At 43.2% G+C, this 23,082-nt stretch carries 17 protein-coding genes; 9 read left to right on the forward strand and 8 right to left on the reverse strand.

The genetic code is table 11. From position 1 onward, the window contains the following. The first annotated feature begins 79 nt into the window (after positions 1–79). From yfbV to SJY39_RS06460, 3 genes are all read left to right on the forward strand, one after another. The gene (yfbV, locus tag SJY39_RS06450; protein ID WP_010437216.1) at positions 80–532 is read left to right on the forward strand and encodes a terminus macrodomain insulation protein YfbV; all 453 of its coding nucleotides are present in this window, start codon (positions 80–82) and stop codon (positions 530–532) included. A gap of 288 nt (positions 533–820) precedes the next feature. Next, positions 821–1,786 carry an ABC transporter substrate binding protein gene (locus tag SJY39_RS06455; protein WP_016783811.1) on the forward strand — a complete coding sequence of 322 codons (966 nt, stop codon included), beginning with the start codon at positions 821–823 and terminating at the stop codon, positions 1,784–1,786. 251 nt (positions 1,787–2,037) lie between these two features. After that, positions 2,038–3,504, forward strand: coding sequence for a sensor domain-containing diguanylate cyclase (locus SJY39_RS06460; RefSeq protein WP_010437221.1), 1,467 nt, complete (start codon positions 2,038–2,040; stop codon positions 3,502–3,504). Positions 3,505–3,578: 74 nt separating this feature from the next. Here the strand turns inward: SJY39_RS06460 and dusC are convergent, their stop codons facing one another. Further along, positions 3,579–4,535: a tRNA dihydrouridine(16) synthase DusC gene (dusC, locus tag SJY39_RS06465; RefSeq protein WP_080572729.1), complete on the reverse strand. Its 957-nt coding sequence runs from the start codon at positions 4,533–4,535 to the stop codon at positions 3,579–3,581. A gap of 176 nt (positions 4,536–4,711) precedes the next feature. Between dusC and SJY39_RS06470 the strand changes: the two genes are divergently transcribed. Continuing rightward, the gene (locus SJY39_RS06470; protein ID WP_016789287.1) at positions 4,712–5,332 is read left to right on the forward strand and encodes a YecA family protein; all 621 of its coding nucleotides are present in this window, start codon (positions 4,712–4,714) and stop codon (positions 5,330–5,332) included. A gap of 122 nt (positions 5,333–5,454) precedes the next feature. On the opposite strand, the gene dsbB is transcribed toward SJY39_RS06470, so the two are convergent. Together dsbB and nhaB are read right to left on the reverse strand one after the other, a co-directional pair. After that, entirely contained in the window at positions 5,455–5,964 is a 510-nt protein-coding gene (gene dsbB, locus SJY39_RS06475; protein ID WP_016767669.1) for a disulfide bond formation protein DsbB, read from the reverse strand. A 147-nt stretch (positions 5,965–6,111) separates the two neighbouring features. Next, entirely contained in the window at positions 6,112–7,704 is a 1,593-nt protein-coding gene (gene nhaB / locus SJY39_RS06480; RefSeq protein WP_016767668.1) for a Na(+)/H(+) antiporter NhaB, read from the reverse strand. Positions 7,705–8,341: 637 nt separating this feature from the next. On the opposite strand from nhaB, the gene fadR reads away from it, so the two are divergent. Further along, positions 8,342–9,181, forward strand: coding sequence for a fatty acid metabolism transcriptional regulator FadR (gene fadR, locus SJY39_RS06485; protein WP_010437230.1), 840 nt, complete (start codon positions 8,342–8,344; stop codon positions 9,179–9,181). 132 nt (positions 9,182–9,313) lie between these two features. Here fadR and SJY39_RS06490 read toward each other — a convergent pair whose 3' ends face one another. Both SJY39_RS06490 and metG read right to left on the reverse strand, forming a co-directional pair. Next, on the reverse strand, positions 9,314–9,793 hold the full coding sequence (locus SJY39_RS06490; protein ID WP_010437231.1) for a DUF1456 family protein: 480 nt from the start codon (positions 9,791–9,793) through the stop codon (positions 9,314–9,316). Positions 9,794–10,002: 209 nt separating this feature from the next. Continuing rightward, positions 10,003–12,063, reverse strand: coding sequence for a methionine--tRNA ligase (metG, locus tag SJY39_RS06495; protein WP_010437233.1), 2,061 nt, complete (start codon positions 12,061–12,063; stop codon positions 10,003–10,005). A gap of 157 nt (positions 12,064–12,220) precedes the next feature. On the opposite strand from metG, the gene apbC reads away from it, so the two are divergent. The 3 genes from apbC (at position 12,221) to SJY39_RS06510 (ending at position 16,429) form a co-directional block, all read left to right on the forward strand. After that, positions 12,221–13,297, forward strand: coding sequence for an iron-sulfur cluster carrier protein ApbC (gene apbC, locus SJY39_RS06500; protein WP_016787172.1), 1,077 nt, complete (start codon positions 12,221–12,223; stop codon positions 13,295–13,297). Positions 13,298–13,554: 257 nt separating this feature from the next. Beyond that, a complete protein-coding gene (gene udk / locus SJY39_RS06505) occupies positions 13,555–14,196 on the forward strand; it encodes a uridine kinase (protein WP_004734002.1) in 642 nt (213 codons plus the stop codon). Between the two features lie 106 nt (positions 14,197–14,302). Then, complete coding sequence (locus tag SJY39_RS06510) at positions 14,303–16,429, forward strand: AsmA family protein (RefSeq protein WP_010437240.1); 2,127 nt, start codon at positions 14,303–14,305, stop codon at positions 16,427–16,429. Positions 16,430–16,656: 227 nt separating this feature from the next. Here SJY39_RS06510 and cobO read toward each other — a convergent pair whose 3' ends face one another. Then, complete coding sequence (cobO, locus tag SJY39_RS06515) at positions 16,657–17,262, reverse strand: cob(I)yrinic acid a,c-diamide adenosyltransferase (RefSeq protein ID WP_010437241.1); 606 nt, start codon at positions 17,260–17,262, stop codon at positions 16,657–16,659. Positions 17,263–17,346: 84 nt separating this feature from the next. Here cobO and SJY39_RS06520 point away from each other — a divergent pair, with 84 nt between their 5' ends. Then, positions 17,347–17,796 carry a low molecular weight protein-tyrosine-phosphatase gene (locus tag SJY39_RS06520; RefSeq protein WP_016767663.1) on the forward strand — a complete coding sequence of 150 codons (450 nt, stop codon included), beginning with the start codon at positions 17,347–17,349 and terminating at the stop codon, positions 17,794–17,796. Positions 17,797–17,929: 133 nt separating this feature from the next. Here the strand turns inward: SJY39_RS06520 and SJY39_RS06525 are convergent, their stop codons facing one another. After that, positions 17,930–19,477 carry a SulP family inorganic anion transporter gene (locus tag SJY39_RS06525; RefSeq protein WP_010437243.1) on the reverse strand — a complete coding sequence of 516 codons (1,548 nt, stop codon included), beginning with the start codon at positions 19,475–19,477 and terminating at the stop codon, positions 17,930–17,932. 259 nt (positions 19,478–19,736) lie between these two features. Beyond that, the gene (gene rne, locus SJY39_RS06530; RefSeq protein ID WP_016792584.1) at positions 19,737–22,916 is read right to left on the reverse strand and encodes a ribonuclease E; all 3,180 of its coding nucleotides are present in this window, start codon (positions 22,914–22,916) and stop codon (positions 19,737–19,739) included. Positions 22,917–23,082 lie beyond the last annotated feature (166 nt).

Genomic DNA, 23,082 nt, shown 5'->3' on the forward strand with positions numbered 1-23,082 from the left:
ATTTGAAAGAATATTATTTTTCGTCAAATTTTTGTGTTTTTAGTTGATGATTTCAACTTTTTTTTAACGGGAGACTCATATGAGCAATAGAGTTGGTTTAGCGAGCAGTTTAAAAGATGGCCAAAAGTACATGGATCTCTGGCCTGTTCGAAAAGAGTTAAACGCTATTTTCCCTGAGCAACGCATTATCAAGGCGACGCGCTTTGGCGTAAAGGTGATGCCAGCAATAGCCGCTATTAGCGTTCTTACGCAAATGGTCTTTAATAATTATCAAGCGATGCCGCAAGCTGTGGTTATGGCTTTGTTCGCTATTAGTTTACCGCTTCAGGGTATGTGGTGGTTAGGCAACCGCTCAAACACGCAACTTCCACCAGCATTAGTATCGTGGTATCGCGAATTACACGAGAAAATTACTGAGACAGGTTTTGCTTTAGAACCAATAAAGCCACGTCCTCGTTATAAAGAATTGGCGATCATTTTAAATCGCGCATTTCGTCAGCTAGATAAGTCCTCTATGGAGCGTTGGTTCTAAAAGAGCAGTTTGTTTCCTCCGTTTGTCTGAGAACGACTTTGCATCAGTAGCTCGTTCTCAGATTCGTTCTCTACTTTAGTTGTTTAGTTACTCCCTTATTCATTTTGTTTCTTACCTTTCAGTTAACCTAATCTGGCCTTTTCTCGCATAACTCGAACTTTGTTGTATTTTTGTTAAATATCACTTCAACTTATCAATAGTTACTGGTAATAATGTCAATAGTGATTATTTTGATGTTGTTCTCTTCGAGCGATTAATAACGAGTAGAGCTTGATGTAGGGAGCGATAATGGGTTCTGTAAGAAAGGTATTGGCAGCGGTTTTAGGCTGTCTGTTGTTGCTGTGGACTGGCAACGTAATGGCGAACGTCGCCAAAGTATCGGTTTCACAAGTTGTTGACCACCCAGATCTGAATGCGACACGTCTAGGGCTTATCGAAGGATTGAGAGCGAAAGGCTATGAAGCAGGTAAAAATTTAGAGTTTTCCTACGAAATGGCCAATGGCAGTCCTGTCCAAGCGGCCAAGATCGCTAGAGAGTTAGTGAGCGAAAATCCCCATGTGTTAGTGGGCATTGCTACCCCGACCTCACAAGCGTTAGTCTCAGCTACTCGTTCAATTCCTATTGTATTTACGGCAGTTACCGATCCAATCGGTGCAAGGCTAGTTAAACAATTGGAAATGCCGGGGCGAAATGTCACCGGTCTTTCTGATTTATCTCCGGTTTCTCAACATGTCTCACTGATTAGAGAGCTTCTTCCTCAGGCAAGCTCTATTGGGGTTGTTTATAATCCTGCAGAAGCAAATGCCGTTGCGTTAGTTGGTTTGTTGAAAGAGGCTGCGAGAGATTTTGGTATTACTCTTTATACTGAAAAAGCGTTGACCATTGATGATGTTGAATCAAAAGCAGGGTTTGTTGCCAAGAAGTCTGATGTTATCTATGCGTTGACCGATAACACGGTTGCAAGTGGTATAGAAGGTCTTATTGAAGCAGCGAATCAAGCGAATACTCCCGTCGTCGCAGGGGCTACTTCTTACGTTGGTAAGGGAGCTATTGCGGGCTTAGGGTTAGATTATTATAACGTAGGTGTCCAAACTGCAGACTATGTAGCGGCGATTCTGAACGGACAAAAACCTGGAAAGTTAAGTGTTAAAACAGCAAAGAGTTCGAAACTGGTCATTAACTTAGACGCGGCTCGCGAACTTGGTGTGACACTGCCGAAGTCCGTCATTGATCGTGCGATAATCAGTCGTTGATAAGGTTAATTATCAATTGTTTGACAGTATTTAAGTGATTGTTGTTAACAGTATTGAATTTGCTTAGATAAACAAAACTCATCGATTCTATATCTGGCTTGCGTTCTACTTTATTCATTTTTAAGCAGTTATCTTACCATTAGTCATATCGTTAATATCAATTTACATCATTTTACATCGAGGGAAATGACAATTAATGCCATAATATTAATGGTATAAATGAAAATAGCTGAGCACTAAGAGCACATTATATGAAAGTAAACAGGCACTTTAGCCTTCGCTTTGTCTTTGGATTCCCTGCCGTGATCGCCATAATGTTGCTAGGTCTAATTGGTAAGAATCATTTTGATGCGGTAAAAAAAGATATCAACGTTGAGTTTCATCGCATTGAAGAGGTGTTCACACGAACGACGAAGGTGGTTACTGCTTTAGATTACAGCTTCTCAAACTACTACAAATCCGGAAATCCACTTTTTCTCGACCATAATAAGCAGGTAGTTAATGGCCTATGTCGCATTTGGCCTATCGACGTCCTGCTTCTCGCAGATGGTAAAACCGGCGATATCCCTTCAGTTGACATCGACTATATGCTGGTTGGTGAAGAGTCGTTGTGCTCTGAAAGCAGCGATAGCTATAAAGGTGCATCAGAGAAGATCGCTTTAGCTCCTATCCTTTCATTTCTATCTCAACTTGATGAATATCATGACGGTGTGCACTTCATTGATGCGAGTGGTTATGTCATTTCATCACCTGAAAATTTTGCCAAAGGATTAAGTAAGGCGCTTCTTTCCACCATCAAAAGTCGACCTTATTGGCAAAAAACTGCTAATAATCCAGAACAACTTACGTTAACTGGGCCTGTGTACCGATTCGATTCACTGGACCGAATTATCAGTATGACTATTCCTGTATTTCACAAAGGCGTCCATCAAGGGATGCTATCTGTCGATATTGATGCGGACAAACTGTTAGAGGCTTCTAATCAGCATTTAGCGGGAAGAGTGAACATTATTGATACGACTCTGGTGGATCCAAGCGATTCTGCAATCTTTTATCGTGAGATTTCCTTAGAAGGCGTCGCGTCACATCATGCGATGTATTACGAGTTAAATCTAGCTAAGGAAATCGAGCATTTCTTTATTTATGAAAAAGATAGCTTAATTGTTGCGATTATCGTTTATCTGTTCTCCGTGACCATTTTCTTTTACGTTAATTCCAATATTGAACGCGGTTACTTTAAAGAGCTTGCTGCCAAAGATCCGATGACAGGGTTATTGAATCGACGTGGTTTAGAAGTGTTTTGGCAAAGCGTAGAGCATGACCAACTATTTGCTCTAACGGTGCTTGATATTGATGATTTTAAGTCAATCAATGACACCTATGGGCATGATAAAGGCGACGATGTGATTCGCTTTATGTCTCGTCAGATAAATAACAGCATTCGAAGCAGTGACGTGGCAGCTAGGTTTGGTGGAGAAGAGTTTGTTGTTTACATGAAAGGCGAGGATCGTGAGACACTGATGAGAACGTTAGAGCGTGTGAAAAATGCGATTTGCGCGACATCAGCCGATGTTATTCCCAATGGATTTACAGTATCAGGTGGTGTCTGTCTCGTTGAAACAGAGCAAAACAAACTTAACTTCGAAGAGATATTTAAATACGCAGATGAAAAGCTGTACGTGGCTAAGACGACAGGTAAAAACCGTCTCGAATTTTAGCCACGCGATTGGACAAGTGTTTTGAGGAGTAAGTAAGCAGTGATGCGTTTTTTGAATAAAACGTGCCTAAAGAATTAATGGAATTGGCAGTGTTGCTCTTGGTAAAGCTGCAGGCGTTCTACTATCGGTGGCGCCTTCTTAAAGGTACGAATTTCTTTAAATAGTTCGTTTGCTTCAGGGTAGCCTTTACTTAAATAAACAAACCACTGCTTCACTCTATTGGGGTAGTACATGCCTTTATCCCCTTTAATTTGAAACTCTGAGTAGCGCAGTAAAAGTTCAATCACTTTATTCCACGGCATTTTAGGGTGGTTGTGCTTAACGACATTACCAAGGTTCGGAATGTTGAAAGCACCACGGCAAACCATCAATGAATCGATTCCTGTTGTTTCAATGCAATCTTGACCATCTTGATAGTTCCAAATTTCTCCATTCGCAATCAACGGTAAAGAGGTCCGCTCTCTTATTTGATTGATGTAATCCCATTTGATTTCGCTGGCTTTGTAGCCGCCAACTTTGGTACGAGCATGTACAGTCAGTTCATCCGCTTTCGCTTGTTCGATAGCGTCGACAATCTCAAAGCACTCATCCGGGTGCTCCCAACCCAAGCGAATTTTAGCTGAAACGGGAATATGCTCAGGCACTGCTTCTCTGCATGCTTTTACTACTTGGTAAATAAGTTCTGGCTCTTTGAGCAATGAAGCCCCACCATTACTTTTGTTTACCGCTTTGGCTGGACAACCGAAGTTTAGATCGATCCCTTTCGCGCCAAGATTTGCTGCTTGAATAGCATTCTCTGCCATCCATTTAGGATGTTGACCCAGTAGCTGAACATGGACAGGCACACCAGACATGGTTTGAGAGCCCTGAAGTAATTCTGGACAAATACGGTGGAAAACATGCGGGGGAAGAAGTTGATCAACGATACGCACAAATTCTGTGACACAGAGATCGTAATCATTGATCTCTGTAAGAATTTCACGCATTAGGTGATCTAGAACGCCCTCCATAGGGCCAAGTATTACTCGCATATTGCTCTACCGAAACTGAGTGTATCGAAAATTAAGAGGCGTGATTGTACGGTTTGATCATAGAGATGTCACTATGCGTGTAGTAGGTGTCGGCATAACGGCTTCAGCGGTTAATAGCGACAGGTTAAGCCTGATAACGTTATAATGGGATAAATGATCTAATAAATAGAGCTTTCATGACATATCAATTATTAAACTTACCTGAATCTACGACTGACATTACTCCTCAATTTATCGAAGGGGCAATTCTTGCTTCTAACCTTGCGACTAAGCCATTAGATCCAGAAGCGTGGCTGGCTGTCATTGCTCCTGAAGCTGGCAAAGAATTGGTTTCAATGGTGACTGAGCAAATTAACCGTCAACATAATCTAATTCAGCGTAATGAATATTTACTGAGTGATGTGTTGGCTGATGGCGATTTTAATGAGCAGTTCGCCGATTTCGCTGAAGGTTTTATGATGGTTTGGCCTACTGTGGAAGAGCAATGGCAAACAGTGACGATGGCTGATGGCACTCTGCGTATGTTACAAGCGCTCCTAACAACTCTCATGTTAGCGATTGATGAAGAACAAACTCAGCAGCAAATGATTGCGGCTGGGCTTGAAAACCCACCATCACTTCAAGATTTAGTGGGGCAGGTTGATCTAATGATTTCAGAGGTGGCATTGGCGGCTGATGAAGCTATGTTAGGCAATAAATCGCAGAGCGTGAACCCATTCAAAGGTATTGGTCGCAACGACCCTTGCCCATGTGAAAGTGGCAAAAAGTTTAAGCAGTGCTGTGGCAAAAACAGCTAATCACGGCTTGTTGAGTAACTCAGCTGAGTGACAGACATTCTTTAAGTGATAAAAAGCTTAAGCGATAAAAAAGTCGACCTTGTGGTCGACTTTTTTGTTGTTCTATTTTAAATGATCTAGTGTTAATCGTTTTTCGATTTGAAAAATTGAGAAATGATAACAAAACCACAAGCAATTAAGTTACCGGCAAAGATAATCACTAGCCATTGAGGCATCGACAGGTCTAAGAGTTGCCAAACGACTTTACTGCAGTCGCCGTAAGCTTCGAACATCCACGGGGCCCATTGGTTTAATGGTGCCCAACTAGGGAAGGTTACGAATAAATCACAGGTAGCGAAAGGAGACGGATTAAACTGGTAGTCAACGTGCTCTAACGCAAGCATTAAACCTTTATAAGCACCAAATCCCCAACCAGCGAGGCCTAGCCAGCGTGATACTGGGTTATTAGGAGCAACAGCGCCAATGATTGCCGCGACGCCGATAGCAAGCATAGCAACGCGCTCATAGATACACATTACACAAGGGCCAAGCATCATCACATGCTGAAAGAAGAGAGCGCATGCTTCAAAAAATACAATAAAAGCCAGCAATAAAAGCCAAGATAAACGTCCCTTAGAGAAGTCTTTGAGCATTACAAAAAAATTCACGAATTTAATCCTGTCTATAAAATAAAAAAGCCCTGAATACTCAGAGCTTTTTATCTTGGATAAGTTTCCTAATCAACTAATATTTTTGATTAGTTAGTTATACTTGTTGTGGTTTGTGACACAGTGTTTAGCTTAGTGACCGCCAGAGATAACTGGAGCAATGACTTCACCAGTTCGGTGAATAATCCAACCTGCATCATAAAACCATGCTGTCATTGGTTCAACGAAGAACACAATACCGGCAAGGCCAACCAGTGCCAACACGATAGTATATGGCAGAGCCATGATGACCATGCGGCCATAAGACAGTCGAATTAACGGAGCAAGTGCTGATGTTAATAGGAATAGGAATGCAGCTTGGCCGTTTGGTGTAGCAACCGAAGGTAAGTTAGTACCTGTGTTGATAGCAACAGCAAGTAAGTCAAATTGGTCACGAGTTATGATGCCTTCAACGAGCGCTGTTTTCACTTCGTTGATGTAAACCGTACCTACGAACACGTTATCCGAAACCATCGATAAGATACCGTTGGCTACATAGAAGAGGGCTAACTGTGCGCCTTTATCTTCAACGTGAAGTACTGCATCGATCACTGGCTTAAATAGTGATTGGTCGATGATTACCGCAACTACAGCGAAGAAGACAGCCAGAAGTGCTGTAAATGGTAGCGCTTCTTCAAAGGCTTTACCCATTGAATGCTCTTCGATAACGCCAGTAAATGCCGTTGCTAAAATAATAACTGAAAGACCGATCAAACCCACTTCAGCGACGTGAAGCGCCAAGCCTACAATAAGCCAAACTGCGATTGCACCTTGAACCCATAGTTTTGCAACGTCTTGCTTGGTACGATTTGCTCGTTCTTTGTTGTCGAACTCAACTAAGATTTGGCGAACGTTATTTGGCAATTTTGCACCGTAGCCGAACACTTTGAATTTCTCTACAAGCGCACAAGTTAGAATACCGCAGACGAATACAGGCAGTGTTACTGGTAGCATACGGATAATAAACTCACCGAATTCCCAACCTGCTTGTTTAGCAATTACTAGGTTTTGCGGTTCGCCTACCATAGTCATTACACCACCTAACGCGGTACCAACACCAGCGTGCATAAGCAGTGAACGTAAGAAAGCGCGGTAGTTTTCTAAATCATCACGTGTTAGTTCGGAGATCTCTTCATCATGAGTATGATCGTGCGCAGACGTTGTGCCTTTACCTGATGCTACTTTGTGGTAGATAGAGTAGAAGCCAACTGCAACGCTAATAACGACCGCGATTACTGTCAGTGCATCTAGGAAGGCAGACAAGAAAGCAGCGGCAACACAAAACGCAATAGAGAGTAAAACTTTGGACTGGATGCCGAGCAGTATCTTCGTGAAAATGAACAGAAGCAGTTCTTTCATGAAGTAGATACCAGCAACCATGAACACCAATAAGAGTAATACAGGAAGGTTTGCTTGTAGCTCGTGATAAACCATTTCAGGCTTGGTCATACCAATGGCGATGGCTTGAATTGCTAATAAACCACCAGGTTGAAGAGGGTAGCATTTTAGCGCCATAGCTAGCGTGAAAATAAACTCAACCACCAATAGCCAGCCCGCAACAAATGGGTCAACTAGGAAGAAAACAAACGGGTTGATGATTAAAAAGGAAATGATGGCAAGTTTATACCAATCAGGAGCCTTACCAAGGAAGTTCTTGATAAAAGCGTTTCCGAGAGACATCGGCATGTTAATACTCTTTTATGTTGATTATGAATAGACAAGCAATACAACATTTGAGAATCGAGTTATGTATTTGTTAAAACACATAACTAACAGTGACTTAGAAAAACTACATTCCATGTAATGTTCTGTGGTCTTGCCAAGTCACTCCCTTAGAAACTCAAGCACTGCTAATTTTTGAGCGCAACTCTACTCTTAGATAACATTTAGTCAACAGGAAAAGCCCTGCTGCACTAAAAATACCCCTTTTTTATCGAGAAACGCGATCAAAGTAGCGCAAGCATACCACTTAAAATGTGATAAAAACCGACTAGAATCAATATTTGAGCGAAATGATTGAAATTTACATGATAGAAGCGGTTTATATATGATTATTACAACTTAACATTGCAATTTAGTGGTTTTAAAAATATGACCAAAATCATTGATTTAAAAGGAAATTTGTTGTGTTAATAATTTGTTGAAATGGTGGTTTGTAGTTGCTTGCTTTCTAAAGCTAAGTTGCAAACGTGTGCTGAACTTTAGAGTTTTAACTCTACTCGTGTTTTGGGGGAGTAAAACTTTTGAGGGTGTTTCCGCTAGGTGTGACTAGTGGTATGATGAGTAAATTAAAACAGAATAATTAAATTGGATTGAAGTGTAGATGGTCATTAAGGCGAAGAGCCCGGCAGGATTTGCAGAGAAGTATATTATTGAAAGTATTTGGAATGGCCGTTTCCCTCCAGGTTCTATCTTGCCAGCAGAGCGTGAGCTTTCCGAGCTGATTGGCGTTACACGGACTACGCTTCGTGAAGTACTTCAGCGTCTTGCACGTGATGGTTGGTTGACAATCCAACATGGCAAGCCAACGAAAGTTAATCAGTTTATGGAAACCTCAGGTCTTCATATTCTCGATACATTGATGACGTTGGACGTGGATAATGCAAGTAAGATGGTAGAAGACTTGCTTGCTGCTCGAACGAATATCAGCCCTATCTTTATGCGTTACGCATTCAAATCAAATAAAGAAGCTTCAGAGCGTACGATCAGTAATGTGATTGAATCTTGCGAAGCGCTACTTGCGGCACCAACGTGGGACGAGTTTTTAGAGTCTTCACCTTATGCTGATAAGATCAAACAATCAGTGAAAGAAGATGTAGAAAAAGATGAAGCGAAACGTCAGACGATACTAATCGCGAAGACTTTTAACTTTTATGACTACATGCTTTTCCAACGCCTGGCATTTCACTCAGGCAACCAAATCTATGGCCTGATTTTTAATGGTGTGCGTAAATTGTATGACCGAATTGGCAGTTACTACTTCTCTAACCCAGAAGCTCGACGCTTGGCGATGGACTTCTATAAAGAGTTGTTCATTATCTGCGAGAGCGGCCAACGTGAAAACTTGCCATTAGTGATTCGTAACTACGGCATCGCAAGTGCACAAGTTTGGAATGAAATGAAAACGACATTACCAACGAACTTCACTGAAGACGACAGCTAAGCCATAGGTTTACTATTGTTGCTCCTGTTTAGTCGGTGACGTAAAGAAAACGAAAAAGCGGCGAGATAATCAAATTATCTCGCCGCTTTTTATTCATCGATAGTTGGTGAAAACTTATCAATAGGCAGTAACTTACCCTGCAAACTCTTCTGAGTCTGGACGGTTAGTAAATTGCACGCCATTTAGAAAATCGCAAAGTAGCTGGTCTTCACATACTTTGTAGTTCTTGTTCTCTGGCTTGCGGAAGTAAGCGCCAATTTCGTACTTGCTCAAGCTAATGCCAACTACTTCTAGTACGTCCAAAACATCTTCTGCTTTCATGTTTAATGCGATACGAAGCTTCATGAAGATCATGTTGTTCGTCAGTGCAACTTCAGGTTTAGGTTGCTCGCCTTCTTTCTTGCCACGCTTAAGGTTGATGAAACCATTTAGGAATACCGCTAACTCTTTATCTTTCATCTTAGAGCATGACTTGTCGTTGTCGTCTTTTAGCCAGTTAATCACTTGGTCATGAGCAACGGTCACATCAGCTTGTTCGATAGCTTTGATGATTTGTGCATTTTTAAGGTTTAGTGCGTGTTGAATACGACGCAAGATTTCGTTGTTAGTCACTGGGGATTCCTAAAAAGGGTTTTAGAGTAAAGAGGTGTTTATCGTCGACAAACTAATTTCTACTCTACATAGCATAGTTGACGGCGACTCTAACAGAGAACGCTTATTTTCGGTAGATATAAAAAATCCCCAATGCTGATTAACTCTTTCAAGTTAAAAATGCATTAGGGATTTAGTGATGAGTGCTTGTTATCTGACTGAAGCCAGAATTACATTACACGCATACCAGGTTGAGCACCTTCGTGTGGCTCAAGGATCCACAGGTCGCTGCCGCCAGGGCCAGCTGCCAGGATCATGCCTTCAGACATACCAAACTTCATCTTACGAGGTTTTAGGTTAGCTACCATTACGGTTAGCTTGCCTTCTAGCTCTTCAGGTTTGTATGCTGATTTGATGCCAGAGAATACTTGGCGAGTCTCACCACCGATGTCCAGTTGGAACTTTAGTAGTTTGTTCGCTTTTGGTACTTCTTCACAAGAGATGATACGAGCAATACGCATGTCTACTGCAGCAAAGGCATCGAACTCAATCTCGTCTGCGATTGGCTCTTTGTCTAGCTCAGTTTGGCTTGCTTGTTCTTTTTCAGCTTCTGCTTTTTCTTTCGCTGCTGCCTCTGTGGCTGCATCTTCTTTAGAAGACTCAACCATTGCTTCCACTTTCTTAGGATCAATGCGGTTGAATAGCGCTTTGAACTTAGTGATCTCGTGATCAGTTAGCGGAGTCGCAATCGCTTCCCACGTTAGCTCTTCGTTTAGGAAAGCCTCAGTGCGAGCTGCAAGCTCTGGCATTACTGGTTTCAGGTAAGCCATTAGTACGCGGAATAGGTTAATACCAACAGAAGAAACTTCTTGAAGCTCTTTCTCTTTACCTTCTTCTTTTGCAAGAACCCAAGGTGCTTTCTCATCGATGTACTGGTTAGCTTTATCCGCTAGTGCAGTGATTTCACGGATAGCACGGCTGAACTCACGAGTTTCGTATAGCTCGCCGATACGCTCAGCAGCAGCAACGAATTCGTTGTATAGCTCAGGTTCTGAAAATTCAGCAGCTAGCTTGCCTTCAAAACGTTTAGTGATGAAGCCAGCGTTACGAGAAGCTAGGTTAACAATCTTGTTTACTACATCAGCGTTTACACGTTGAGTGAAGTCTTCAAGGTTAAGGTCTAAATCATCGATACGGCTGTTTAGCTTAGCTGCGTAGTAGTAACGCAGACACTCAGGGTCTAGGTGGTTTAGGTACGTGCTTGCTTTGATGAATGTGCCTTTCGACTTAGACATCTTTGCACCGTTCACTGTTACGTAGCCGTGCACGAATACGTTGTTTGGCTTACGGAAGCCTGCGCCGTCTAACATTGCTGGCCAGAATAGGCTGTGGAAGTAAACGATGTCTTTACCGATGAAGTGGTAAAGCTCAGTTGTGCTGTCTTTCTTCCAGTATTCATCGAAGTTTAGATCGTCACGCTTGTCACATAGGTTCTTGAAAGAAGCCATGTAGCCAACAGGTGCGTCTAGCCATACGTAGAAGAACTTGTCTTTTTCACCTGGGATTTCAAAGCCAAAGTAAGGTGCATCACGTGAGATATCCCACTGTTGCAGACCAGACTCAAACCATTCCTGCATTTTGTTTGCAGTTTCATTCTGTAGAGAGCCAGAACGAGTCCATTCTTTAAGCATACTTTCGAACTGAGGTAGGTCGAAGAAGAAGTGCTCAGAGTCTTTCATTACTGGAGTTGCGCCAGAAACCGCTGATTTAGGGTTAATCAGTTCAGTTGGGCTATATGTCTCACCACAGTTATCACAGTTATCACCATACTGGTCTTCTGATTTACACTTAGGGCAAGTACCTTTTACGAAGCGGTCTGGTAGAAACATCTCTTTCTCAGGGTCGAAAAGCTGAGAAATAGTACGGCTAGAAATGAAGCCGTTCTTTTTAAGTTCTAGGTAGATGTGAGAAGCCAGTTCACGGTTCTCTTCGCTGTGTGTGCTGTGGTAGTTATCAAAGCTGATATCAAAGCCAGCGAAGTCTTTTTGGTGCTCTTCACTAACAGCAGCGATCATCTCTTCTGGTGTGATACCCATCTGTTGAGCTTTAAGCATAATTGGCGTGCCGTGAGCATCGTCAGCACAGATGAAGTTTACAGTGTTGCCACGTAGACGCTGGTATCGAACCCAGATATCAGCTTGGATATGCTCAAGCATATGACCAAGGTGAATAGAGCCGTTAGCGTACGGAAGCGCACAAGTTACCAAAAGTTGTCTTGGATCAGTTGCCATACTTAATAATTCGCTTTTTTGATAGGTATAAATTTTGAGAGGTAATACTACTTTATAACGTGTGATACGCCAAGGTATCAGACAAAGGATTCCCCTAGTTTTTTAGGGGTTCAGTCTTTATCTCGTGGGTGATAGCATAAATAAAAAAGGAGCCTCAATGCGTAACTTTACTTCTAAGCAAGATTTCTGTTCATGGTTGAATGAGTTCGAATCACCAATCCTCATTCCTGAGTGGGCGCAACACCAAAATATTGTATCGGTTGATCCGCGTGGATCATTTGTTATTACTTTACCTTTTGCTGCGAATCAACTGGCTGCTGATCTTAAATACTGGATTAACGCTCAGATCGAACAGCAACTTGTCAGCGCTTTTCAATTCGAAGTGAATGTGAAGCCATCAGCGCTTGAAACTACCGTCGCTACACCATTGAAAGGCGTTAAGAACATTATCGCGGTAACGTCTGCCAAGGGGGGAGTGGGTAAATCAACAACTTCGGTAAACCTTGCGCTCGCGTTATCTAAGTCAGGTTCAAAAGTCGGTTTGCTGGATGCAGATATCTATGGCCCGTCAGTGCCTATGATGCTTGGCCAATTAGACGCAAGACCACAAGTACAGAATAATAAATGGATGATGCCAATTGAGGCGCATGGCATTTTTACACATTCTATTGGGTATCTTGTGTCGAAAGACGATGCGGCAATCTGGCGTGGCCCTATGGCAGCTAAAGCTTTAGGCCAACTTGTTAACGAAACCGTATGGCCAGAGTTGGATTACCTTGTTATCGATATGCCACCGGGCACGGGTGATATTCAGCTAACGTTGTCGCAGCAGATCCCAGTAACGGGCGCGGTAGTCGTGACGACTCCTCAAGATTTGGCTTTAGCCGATGCACGTAAAGGTGTAGCGATGTTCGATAAAGTGAACGTACCTGTGGCGGGTCTCGTCGAAAACATGAGCTACCATATTTGTAGTCATTGTGGTGAGAAAGAGCATATCTTTGGCGCTGGTGGCGCAGAGGCTATGTCTGAAGAATTTTTCCTCGATATCTTGGCGCAAATTCCACTGCATATTGATGTACGAGAAGACATTGATGCTGGCTGCCCAACGGTAATACGTCGCCCAGACAGCGAACATACTCGTCATTATCTAGAGCTTGCTGAAAATGTTGCTGCGAAGATGTTTTGGACGGGAAAAGCGAGACCGGAAGCAATTAACTTCTCTATGGTTGAATAAAGTTGGCCACTCTCAATGTCTTGTAAATAATGGTTGGTAAGATAAATGGCTTTTTGGGTTTAGGAAATAGCCATTGGGGTTGTGCAAATAGTTGTAGGTAAGTTATTTGAAAGCAAACGATTGTATTCATTAAATGCATTGATATCATCAATTTGACTGCAATTAGCTAAAATGGCGACTAGAATCTATGTTGTTTAGCCCCTATAATCAGGCGGTTTATCTCTTCCCACCACCAAACCATATCGGGTGCAAAATTAATGTCTGATAATAATCAATGTGTCATCGTAGGTATCGCTGGCGCTTCAGCTTCAGGAAAAAGTCTGATTGCTAGTACAATTTATAATGAATTGCGCGAAAAAGTAGGCGACCATCAAATTGGTGTTATCACGGAAGATTGCTATTACAGCGACCAAAGCCACTTGAGTATGGAAGAGCGTGTTAAAACTAACTACGATCACCCAAATGCACTAGATCATGATCTTTTATGTGAACATCTACAGCAGCTAATGAGTGGTAATGCAGTAGAAGTTCCGGAATACAGTTACACAGAGCATACACGCACTTCTGAAACGACTACACTTACCCCTAAGAAAGTGATCATTTTAGAAGGTATTCTGCTTCTAACTGACCCGCGTCTCCGTAAACTAATGCACGCAAGCGTGTTTATGGATACGCCATTAGACATCTGTCTACTACGTCGTGTTAAACGTGATGTAGAAGAGCGTGGTCGTACAATGGACACGGTACTTAAGCAATATCAAGAAACAGTGCGCCCAATGTTTATGCAGTTTATCGAGCCTTCAAAACAACACGCAGACATCATCGTTCCTCGTGGTGGTAAAAACCGTATTGCGATTGATGTGTTAAAAGCGCACATTGCGAAGTTGTTGAAGTCTTAATCGAATAAAATTTTGCCTAAGTGACTCACTTAGCTTTATTTTTTACCGAATCAGTGGCACTTTTATAGTGCCACTTTCTTTTGGAATCTAAGCAAGGAATATGCGGATGAAGAAACTACTCATTTTCATAGCTGTACCAGTGTTTGTTGTTATTGCAGCAATTCTGGCACTAGTGCTGTTAGTGAATCCCAACCAATTTAAGCCATTAATTGTCGAACAAGCCCAAAAACACACCGGCCTAGAGCTCGTGATCGAGGGTGATATCAGCTGGCAATTCTTCCCATCTATTGGCTTTGCTCTTGGTCAAACTGAATTACGTAACCCTGAAGGATTTACCCAACCTAACCTATTTAAGGTTGATAACGTTGGTGTTGATGTGTCGGTTACTCCGCTATTTAGCAACCAACTAGAAATCGGCAACGTGACTCTGGATGGTGCAGAATTCTATTTAGAAACCCTTAAAGATGGTCGTAAGAACATCGATGCGTTAACGCAGGCATCAGCGTCTCAAGAGCCTGAGTCTGTTGCAGATACCCGTTCTGAATCCGCGCCAGCGACCGAAGAACAAGGTACGACAGAAGTATCAGGTTGGACGATAAACCTTGCGGGCGTTACTGTCTCAAACGCATTGTTTGAAATGGACGACAAGCAAGCCGGCTCATTCACTAAGTTATACGATGTGTCTTTAAACTTGTCTGAATTTGCGGTTGATACGTGGACCACTGCGACCTTTGCTGCCTCTGGTGAAAACAATCAGCAGAAGTTCTCTGCAGAAGGTAGTGCTGAGTTTAAATTAGCGGAAGGTTTTGCAAGTTACGCACTTCGCAATATTGACCTAAACGCTAAGTTCAATGATCCTGCGACGTCGATTGAATCTGCAAAAATTGGTTTGAACACGTTTGAGTTCGATAAGGTAAACCAACTTACTTATGCTGTAGTTGGTAACGCCGCAGGCCTTGACCTTGATCTTAAAGGTGGTGGTGAACTAACGGTAGATAGTGCGATTTCAAAAGTCACATTGAATAAGCTAACGTTAGATTCAACACTCAAAGGCGATGCGCTTCCACAATCACCAATGAAAGTGGATATGTTGTCTGACCTAAGCTTTGATCTTAATAAGAGCCACTTGAGCTTTGTGCTAGAGAAGTTGCAAGCAAATGCTATCGAGCTAGACGGTAAAGCAGACGTCACCTTATCTGAAATACCAAAGGTTCGTTTCTCTCTCCATAGTCCAAATATCGATTTAGATGAGTTCTTAGGTTTGGGTAAGACAACAGAAACAGCGAGCACAGCGCCTTCTGATTCTGCTGGTGGCTCAACGTCAAATTCTGATAGTTCAGCTCCTACTAAAGAAGTAGAACCTGATCTTTCGGCTCTGAAAACGTTAGACGTGAAAGGTGACATCACGATTGATAAGTTCAAAGCGAACAACGCGAAGATGCAGAATGTTAAAACAGCATTTTCTGTTAATCGTGGTATCGCGGAGCTAACCTCATTTACATCGAATCTCTACGATGGGTCTATCTCTGCAACAGCTAGATTAGATGCACGTAATACACCGGCGACTTACACCGCTAAGAAGAAAATCAAAGGTGTGAAAGTTCAGCCGTTACTGGTTGATGTCGCTGAAAACGATATGCTAGAAGGTACTGGTAATATCGATGTTGACGTCAAAGGTAAAAGCTTGACACCAACAGGAATTAAACAGAACTTAGTCGGTACGATTGCGATTAATTTCGAAGATGGTGCGGTTAACGGTATTAATGTCGCTCAGCTGATTCGAGAAAACTACGCCAAGATCAAGGGTGAGAAGGTCGAAAAAGTTGATGGCGCACAGAAGACTGATTTCAGTGCAATGAAAGCGACACTCAAAGTGGATAAAGGCTGGGTTTCAACGAATGACTTGTCAGCTCAATCACCGCTTTTAAGAGTGACGGGCCAAGGTAAGGCAAACTTCATCAATGAGACAGTCGATTTCCTTGTGAGAACATCGATAGTTGGGTCTTTAGAAGGTCAGGGTGGTAAGAGTATCGATGACCTGAAAGATGTCACTATCCCAATCAAGGTCACTGGCCAGTGGGCAGAACCGAAATTTGCGCTTGTTTTTGATGATGTGTTGAAGCAAAAAGCGCAGAAAGAGATTGACCGTGGTGTGAATAAGCTAACGGATAAGATCAAAGACGAAAAAACGAAAGAAGCGGTTGATGGTTTATTGAAAGGTTTCTTTAACTAATCTCTGCTCGCTTGAACTAGCATAGAAAAAAGCGCCATTCCTTATTGCAGGGAATGGCGCTTTTGTTTGGATGCTTATGATACTTTCGAGAGATTCTCTATGACACTCGTCCCTCGTTCTAGGGAATGACGATCGGTGCTCATCCTTTATTTAGGGGAGTAACACTGAAGAGTCGTCATCCTCGAGAGGGAAGAATGACCGAGTCGGGGATCTCTAATTGAACGGGATTACCAATCCACACCTTGCAGAGCTTTAACGCCAGATTCGAAAGCGTGCTTCACGTTACGAACTTCAGATACCGTATCAGCCATGTCAGTCAACGTTCGATGCGCACCACGTCCAGTAATAATTACTGATTGCATTTTCGGGCGATTATTTAGAGCTTCTACTACTTCGTCCAATTCGATGTAGCCATAACTCACCATGTACGTCAGCTCATCAAATAAAACTACATCAATCGACTCGTCGGTTAGCATACGTTGACACTCTTTCCATACGCGCTGCGCAGCTTCGATATCTTGAGCCTTGTTTTGGGTTTCCCAAGTAAAGCCGGTTCCCATCACTTGGAACTCTACATCCAGCTTTTGAAGAACGTTTTTTTCGCCATTATCCCAAGTGCCTTTAACAAATTGAGCAACGGCACATTTCTTACCATGGCCTACAGCTCGAGTGATGGTACCGAAACCTGATGTTGATTTACCTTTACCGTTACCAGTAATAACCAACAATAAGCCTTTCACTTCTTGTGCTGCAGCCACTCGTGCATCGACTTGTTCTTTTACTTTCTGTTGTCTTGCCTTATGGCGTTGTTCTTTGTTGTCTTCGGTCGACATAACAAATCCTTTTAAGTTGTGATTGCGTCTATCATAGCCTAACTTAACGATAGCAAAAACCATCGGAAGAACAGGTGATTACGGATGAAAAAGATACTCGTTGTTTGCATGGGGAATATTTGTCGTTCGCCAACAGGTGAAGCGGTGCTTCGAAAGAAAGCTCAGCAGATAGGGATTGATGTTGTGGTCGACTCTGCGGGTACAATTGGATTCCACCAAGGCAATCCACCGGATTCACGCTCAAAGTCGGCAGGAGAGAAGAGAGGGTACAGTTTTAAGGGAATAACCTCCCGCAAAGTAGTTATGAATGACTTTGAAGAGTTTGACCTGATACTTGCAGCAGATAGAGCTAATTTGGAAGACTTAATGAGCCAGTGTCCAGTTCACCTCCAATACAAGCTCGCGCTGTTTTTGAGTTTTGGAGAGTCACAGTATCAAGAAATTCCCGATCCTTATTATGGTGAGGGGAATGGCTTTGAATTAGTGTTGGATTTAATCGAAGAGTCGAGTGATGCAATATTAAATTCGATTTAACGTCGAAGTGATGTTCGGTCTTTGAGCAAAAAAGAACAAGATCAACACGATCAAGAATATCAAGAATTATAGATATAAAAAGGCCGACATCGAATGTCGGCCTTTCTAAATCTAATTTAAGCGATAGCTAAGATTACTTAGACATTACTTTGTAGATAGGGTCTTCTGCAACGTTCGCTTCAACTAAGCTCCCGGCTTTGTGCAGCATAGCGACACAGTCTTTGCTTAAGTGGCGAAGGTGAAGAGTTTTGCCTAATGCTGCGTAACGGTCAGCAATCGTGTCGATTGCTTCAATCGCTGAGTGGTCAGTAACGCGTGAGTTTGCAAAATCAACGATGACATCTTGTGGATCGTTGTATGCGTCAAACAACTCTAGGAAGTTAGCCGTTGAACCAAAGAAGATTGGGCCGTTAACTTTGTACTCTTTTGAGCCTTCTGCGTTTACTGAGGTGTCTGCGTAGATGTGTTTAGCATGTTGCCAAGCGAACATTAACGCTGAAGCTACAACACCAACACCAACGGCTACCGCAAGGTCAGTTAACACCGTTACTACTGTTACAAGAATGATAACGAAGAAGTCTTGCTTAGGTACACGACGCGCCAGCTTGAAGGTGGCCCATTCAAACGTGCCGATAACAACCATGAACATTACACCCACTAGTGCCGCTAGAGGAATCATCTCGATAAGCGCGGAGCCAAACAGGATGAACATCAGAAGTGCAACTGCAGCTACGATACCTGAAAGACGACCACGACCACCTGAGTTTACGTTGATCATCGATTGGCCGATCATCGCACAACCACCCATCGCGCCAAATACTGAACACGTTACGTTAGCCATACCTTGACCTACACATTCACGGTTAGATTGACCACGAGTGTTTGTCATTTCGTCTAGTACCGTTAGTGTTAGTAGAGACTCAATCAAGCCGATAGCCGCAAGGATAATGGCGTATGGCAGAATGATTTGCAGTGTTTCAAATGAAAATGGAACCGCAGGAATCGAGAACGTTGGTAGAGAACCTGCTAGTGTCGCTGCTTCATCACCAGACATAGTACGTAGGAAGTCGACAACAGTACGAGTTTCAAGATCAAGACCAACAACCAAAGCCGTTACCGTAACAATAGCAACCAATGAAGAAGGCACTGCTGTTGTGAGTTTAGGTAGGAAGTGGATGATACCCATAGTCAGTGCTACTAGGCCTAACATCAGAGTCATTTGACCGCTTGGTAACCAAGTTAATGCTCCCGTTACATCAGGCGCTTTAAATTGGCCAAGCTGTGCCAAGAAGATAACGATCGCTAAACCGTTCACGAAACCAATCATTACTGGGTGCGGAACGATACGGATAAATTTACCTAGCTTAAATACACCAGCTGCAATTTGCAGAAGACCGGCTAACATTACGGCTGCAAATAGGTATTGAACACCATGGGTTGCCACTAGGCTTACCATTACTACAGCCATTGCGCCAGTTGCACCAGATATCATACCTGGACGACCGCCAAAGACAGAAGTGATTAAACCTACGATGAATGCTGCGTAAAGACCAACCATTGGGTCAACGCCAGCAACAAAAGCGAATGCTACGGCTTCAGGTACCAGAGCTAGGGCTACTGTAAGACCTGAAAGCACGTCATTCTTTACAGAGTGCTTTGAAAATTGTGGGAATTCGAACATGTTTGCTCAGCTATGCTAAAAATGGATTTACCGACACGAGTGTATTGCGTAGCCAAACAGTGATGGAAAAGAGCGGCAATAGCGAAGTGTCGAAAAGATAAGTGCGCGAATGCTACCCAAAAATGTGATTAAGTTCAAGGTTGAACCCCACTTTGAGTAATATATCTATTATAAGTTATCGGAAGAATAGATATAAAAAAGGGCTGCTTATTAATAAGCAGCCCTTTGGTGTTATCTACGGATTAATCCGTGAAACTTATTAGTATTGAGGCTTAGTCATGCCTGCGCCAGCTTTGTTTGACGCTGCTTGGCTACCCGCACCTTTCGGTACAAAACGCTCAGTACGGAAGGGAGCTGCAACAACTTGAATCTCTTTGATCTCTTGAGGACCCGGCGCTTTAGTCATTGGTGAACCTGCTTGCTTTTTAGCAACCACAGCCTTTGGTGCCGCTTTAGGAGCTTCTGCTTTTACAACAGGAACTTCTTCAACTTTTACACTTTCAGCGTTAGGAGTTTCAACAGCGACTTCAGGTTCAACAACGGGTGTTGCTTCTTCTGATTGTACAGGTTTAGCTACAACAGGAGCTTCTGCTACTGGAGTTTCAACTTTCGTCGTTTCAACAGCGATAGGAGCTTCTTTAATAACGGCTGGAGCTTCAGTTACCTGAGCTTCAACGTTAACTTGTTGAGTTGCAGTTTGCTCAATAATAGCAGCATCGTCACGACGAATGATTACTTTACCCATAGCCAGTTCAGGACACGCAAAGCCACCTGCCATAACTACGTTGCTTTGTGGTGCTGTATCTTGAGCAACATTTTGCTCTTGAACAGCAACTTTAGTCTCTGTACTCACTTGAACTTCGGTCACTTCAGGTTTTGCCTGTTTGTGATGAGGCTTTGGTACGAAGCGAGGCATTACTTTACCCATAGCCATCTCAGGAGAAGCTACGCCACCTTTACGTAGGCGGAATGGGTTAGGGCGACGATCACGACCACGACGACGACGTTGACCACTTGCACGTAGATGACGTGGAGAACGACGGTTACGACGTTGTTTTGGCTCTTCCTGTTCAGTTTGCTCAGAGTTTGCTTGAGTTGCTTCTACTTGTTCCGCAACTTTTTGCTCTTTTGCTACTGACTGTTCTTTTGCGACAACTTGCTCTTTAGATGAGTTGTCTGCTTCAGCTTGAGCTTGTTGGTCTTTAACTCGAACTTGTTTGTTCAGTTTACGACGCTGACGACGCTCTTTAATCTTAACAGCTTTAGCTTCAGGTTTTGCCTTAGGCGCTTCAGGCTTGTCAGCTTGAGCTTCTGCCGCCAGCTGTAGACCTTCTTCTGCTAATTTAGATGGTACTTGCTCTTCGCGTTGCTTCTGCTCATCACGTGGCTTGTTGCGACGATCTTGCTTTGGCTTACGAGGTTGACGAGTTTGCTGTGGAGCTGCTTCTTTTTGCTCTTCAGGTTTCTCATCACGTGCAGGTTTGCGACGACGTTTGTTGTCACGGTTTTCGTTACGGTTGTCACCACGTTCGCCGCGTTGTTCACCACGCTCGTTACGTTGTTCGCCACGGTCACCACGTTGGTTACGACGGCGGTTGTCGTTACGATCACGGCGTTGACGGTTACCGTTGTTACGATTGCTTTTAGGTTTCTCTTCTTCTTGCTTCTCTTCTTTTTTCTCTTCTTGAGTCGAAGAGCCAAATAGGAAGCTACCGATAGCCTTGAAGAAACGACCGATTAGACCTGGTTCTTGAGTTGTTACTGGCTCAGCTTTCTTCTCTTCTACAGCTTTTGGAGCTGGAGCTGGAGCTGGAGTCGGTGCTGATTGAGCTGGAGCTGCAAAGCCTTTTAGAGCCGGCTCTTCGAGCTTCTTAGGGCGAATAGTCTGTTCTGCAGGTTCTTTGCTTTCCGCTTCTTTAAGCGCATCTAGCTTTTGAGGAAGTAGGTAAGACAGTAGATCAAACTCTTCACCTTCACGAACACGGATAACCTCAAAGTGTGGCGTTTCCATGTCTGAGTTAGGAACAACAGTGATCTTAACTTCTTGGTTCTTCTCAATGTGGTTTACTGAGCGACGTTTTTCATTCAGAAGGTAAGAAGCGATTGGAACAGGTACAACAGCAAGTACTTGCGCTGTATTGTCTTTCAGGGCTTCTTCTTCAATCAAACGTAGAACAGACAGTGCTAGAGATTCGTTATCACGAACAACACCAGTACCTGTACAACGAGGACAAATGTGGTGGCTTGCTTCTGCTAGTGATGGGCTCAAACGTTGACGAGACATCTCTAGAAGACCAAAGCGAGAAATACGGCCAATCTGAACACGTGCGCGATCTAAACGAACGGCATCACGTAGACGGCTTTCTACTTCGCGTTGGTGGCGAACCGGAGTCATATCGATGAAGTCGATAACAACAAGACCACCTAGGTCGCGTAGACGTAATTGACGTGCAATTTCATCGGCCGCTTCTAAGTTAGTATTTAGCGCAGTTTCTTCAATATCGCCGCCCTTTGTTGCACGAGCAGAGTTGATATCGATAGAAGTCAGAGCTTCTGTTGGATCGATTACGATAGAACCACCAGAAGGAAGGCGAACTTCACGTTGGAAAGCAGACTCGATCTGGCTTTCAATCTGGTAATGGCTGAATAGAGGCACTTCACCATCGTATTTCTTAACGCGATTCATGAAATCTGGGCGTATTAATTGAATGTGCGCTTGTGCACGTTCAAAAATAGTGTTGCTGTCGATTAGAATCTCGCCAATATCACGACGTAGATAGTCACGAATCGCACGAACGATTACGTTACTTTCTTGGTGAATAAGGAAAGGGGCTGCGTTTGAATCAGAAGCTTGCTTGATAGCGCCCCAGTGATTCAATAGAACATTCAAGTCCCACTCTAGCTCTTCTGCACTTTTGCCAACACCCGCTGTACGCACGATTAAGCCCATACCTTGAGGAAGTTCAAGAGTGCTTAATGCTGCTTTCAGTTGAGTGCGTTCATCACCTTCGATACGACGAGAAATACCGCCAGCGCGAGGGTTATTAGGCATAAGAACTAAGTAACTACCGGCCAAAGAGATGAAAGTCGTCAGTGCAGCACCTTTGCTACCACGTTCTTCTTTCTCTACTTGTACGATCACTTCCTGGCCTTCTCTTAGCACTTCTTTAATGCTAGGGCGGCCTTGGTATGTATAACCTTCAGGGAAGTATTCGCGGGCAATTTCTTTAAGAGGGAGGAAACCATGACGTTCTGCGCCGTAATCAACAAATGCCGCTTCTAGGCTTGGTTCAATACGGGTAATACGTCCTTTGTAGATATTCGCTTTCTTTGACTCGTGACCTGGACTTTCGATATCTAGATCGAACAGTCGCTGGCCATCAACCAAAGCGACACGCAACTCTTCTTTTTGAGTTGCGTTAATTAACATTCTTTTCATTTAGAAATTCTCATTGTCTTTTCTTATTTTCATCATTGTTCTTATCGCTTTATTTCGTTTCTCATGGTGCCAGATCCCATGGCTTTATCGGTGCAGCCTCCCGGCTGGAGAGGGATGCTCTGGGGCACGTCAGTCATCATAGGGAGTTAGCCTATGATCCGCGATG

This window comes from Vibrio sp. R78045 (genome assembly GCF_042466085.1).
In the GTDB taxonomy this organism is placed as follows: domain Bacteria; phylum Pseudomonadota; class Gammaproteobacteria; order Enterobacterales; family Vibrionaceae; genus Vibrio; species Vibrio cyclitrophicus.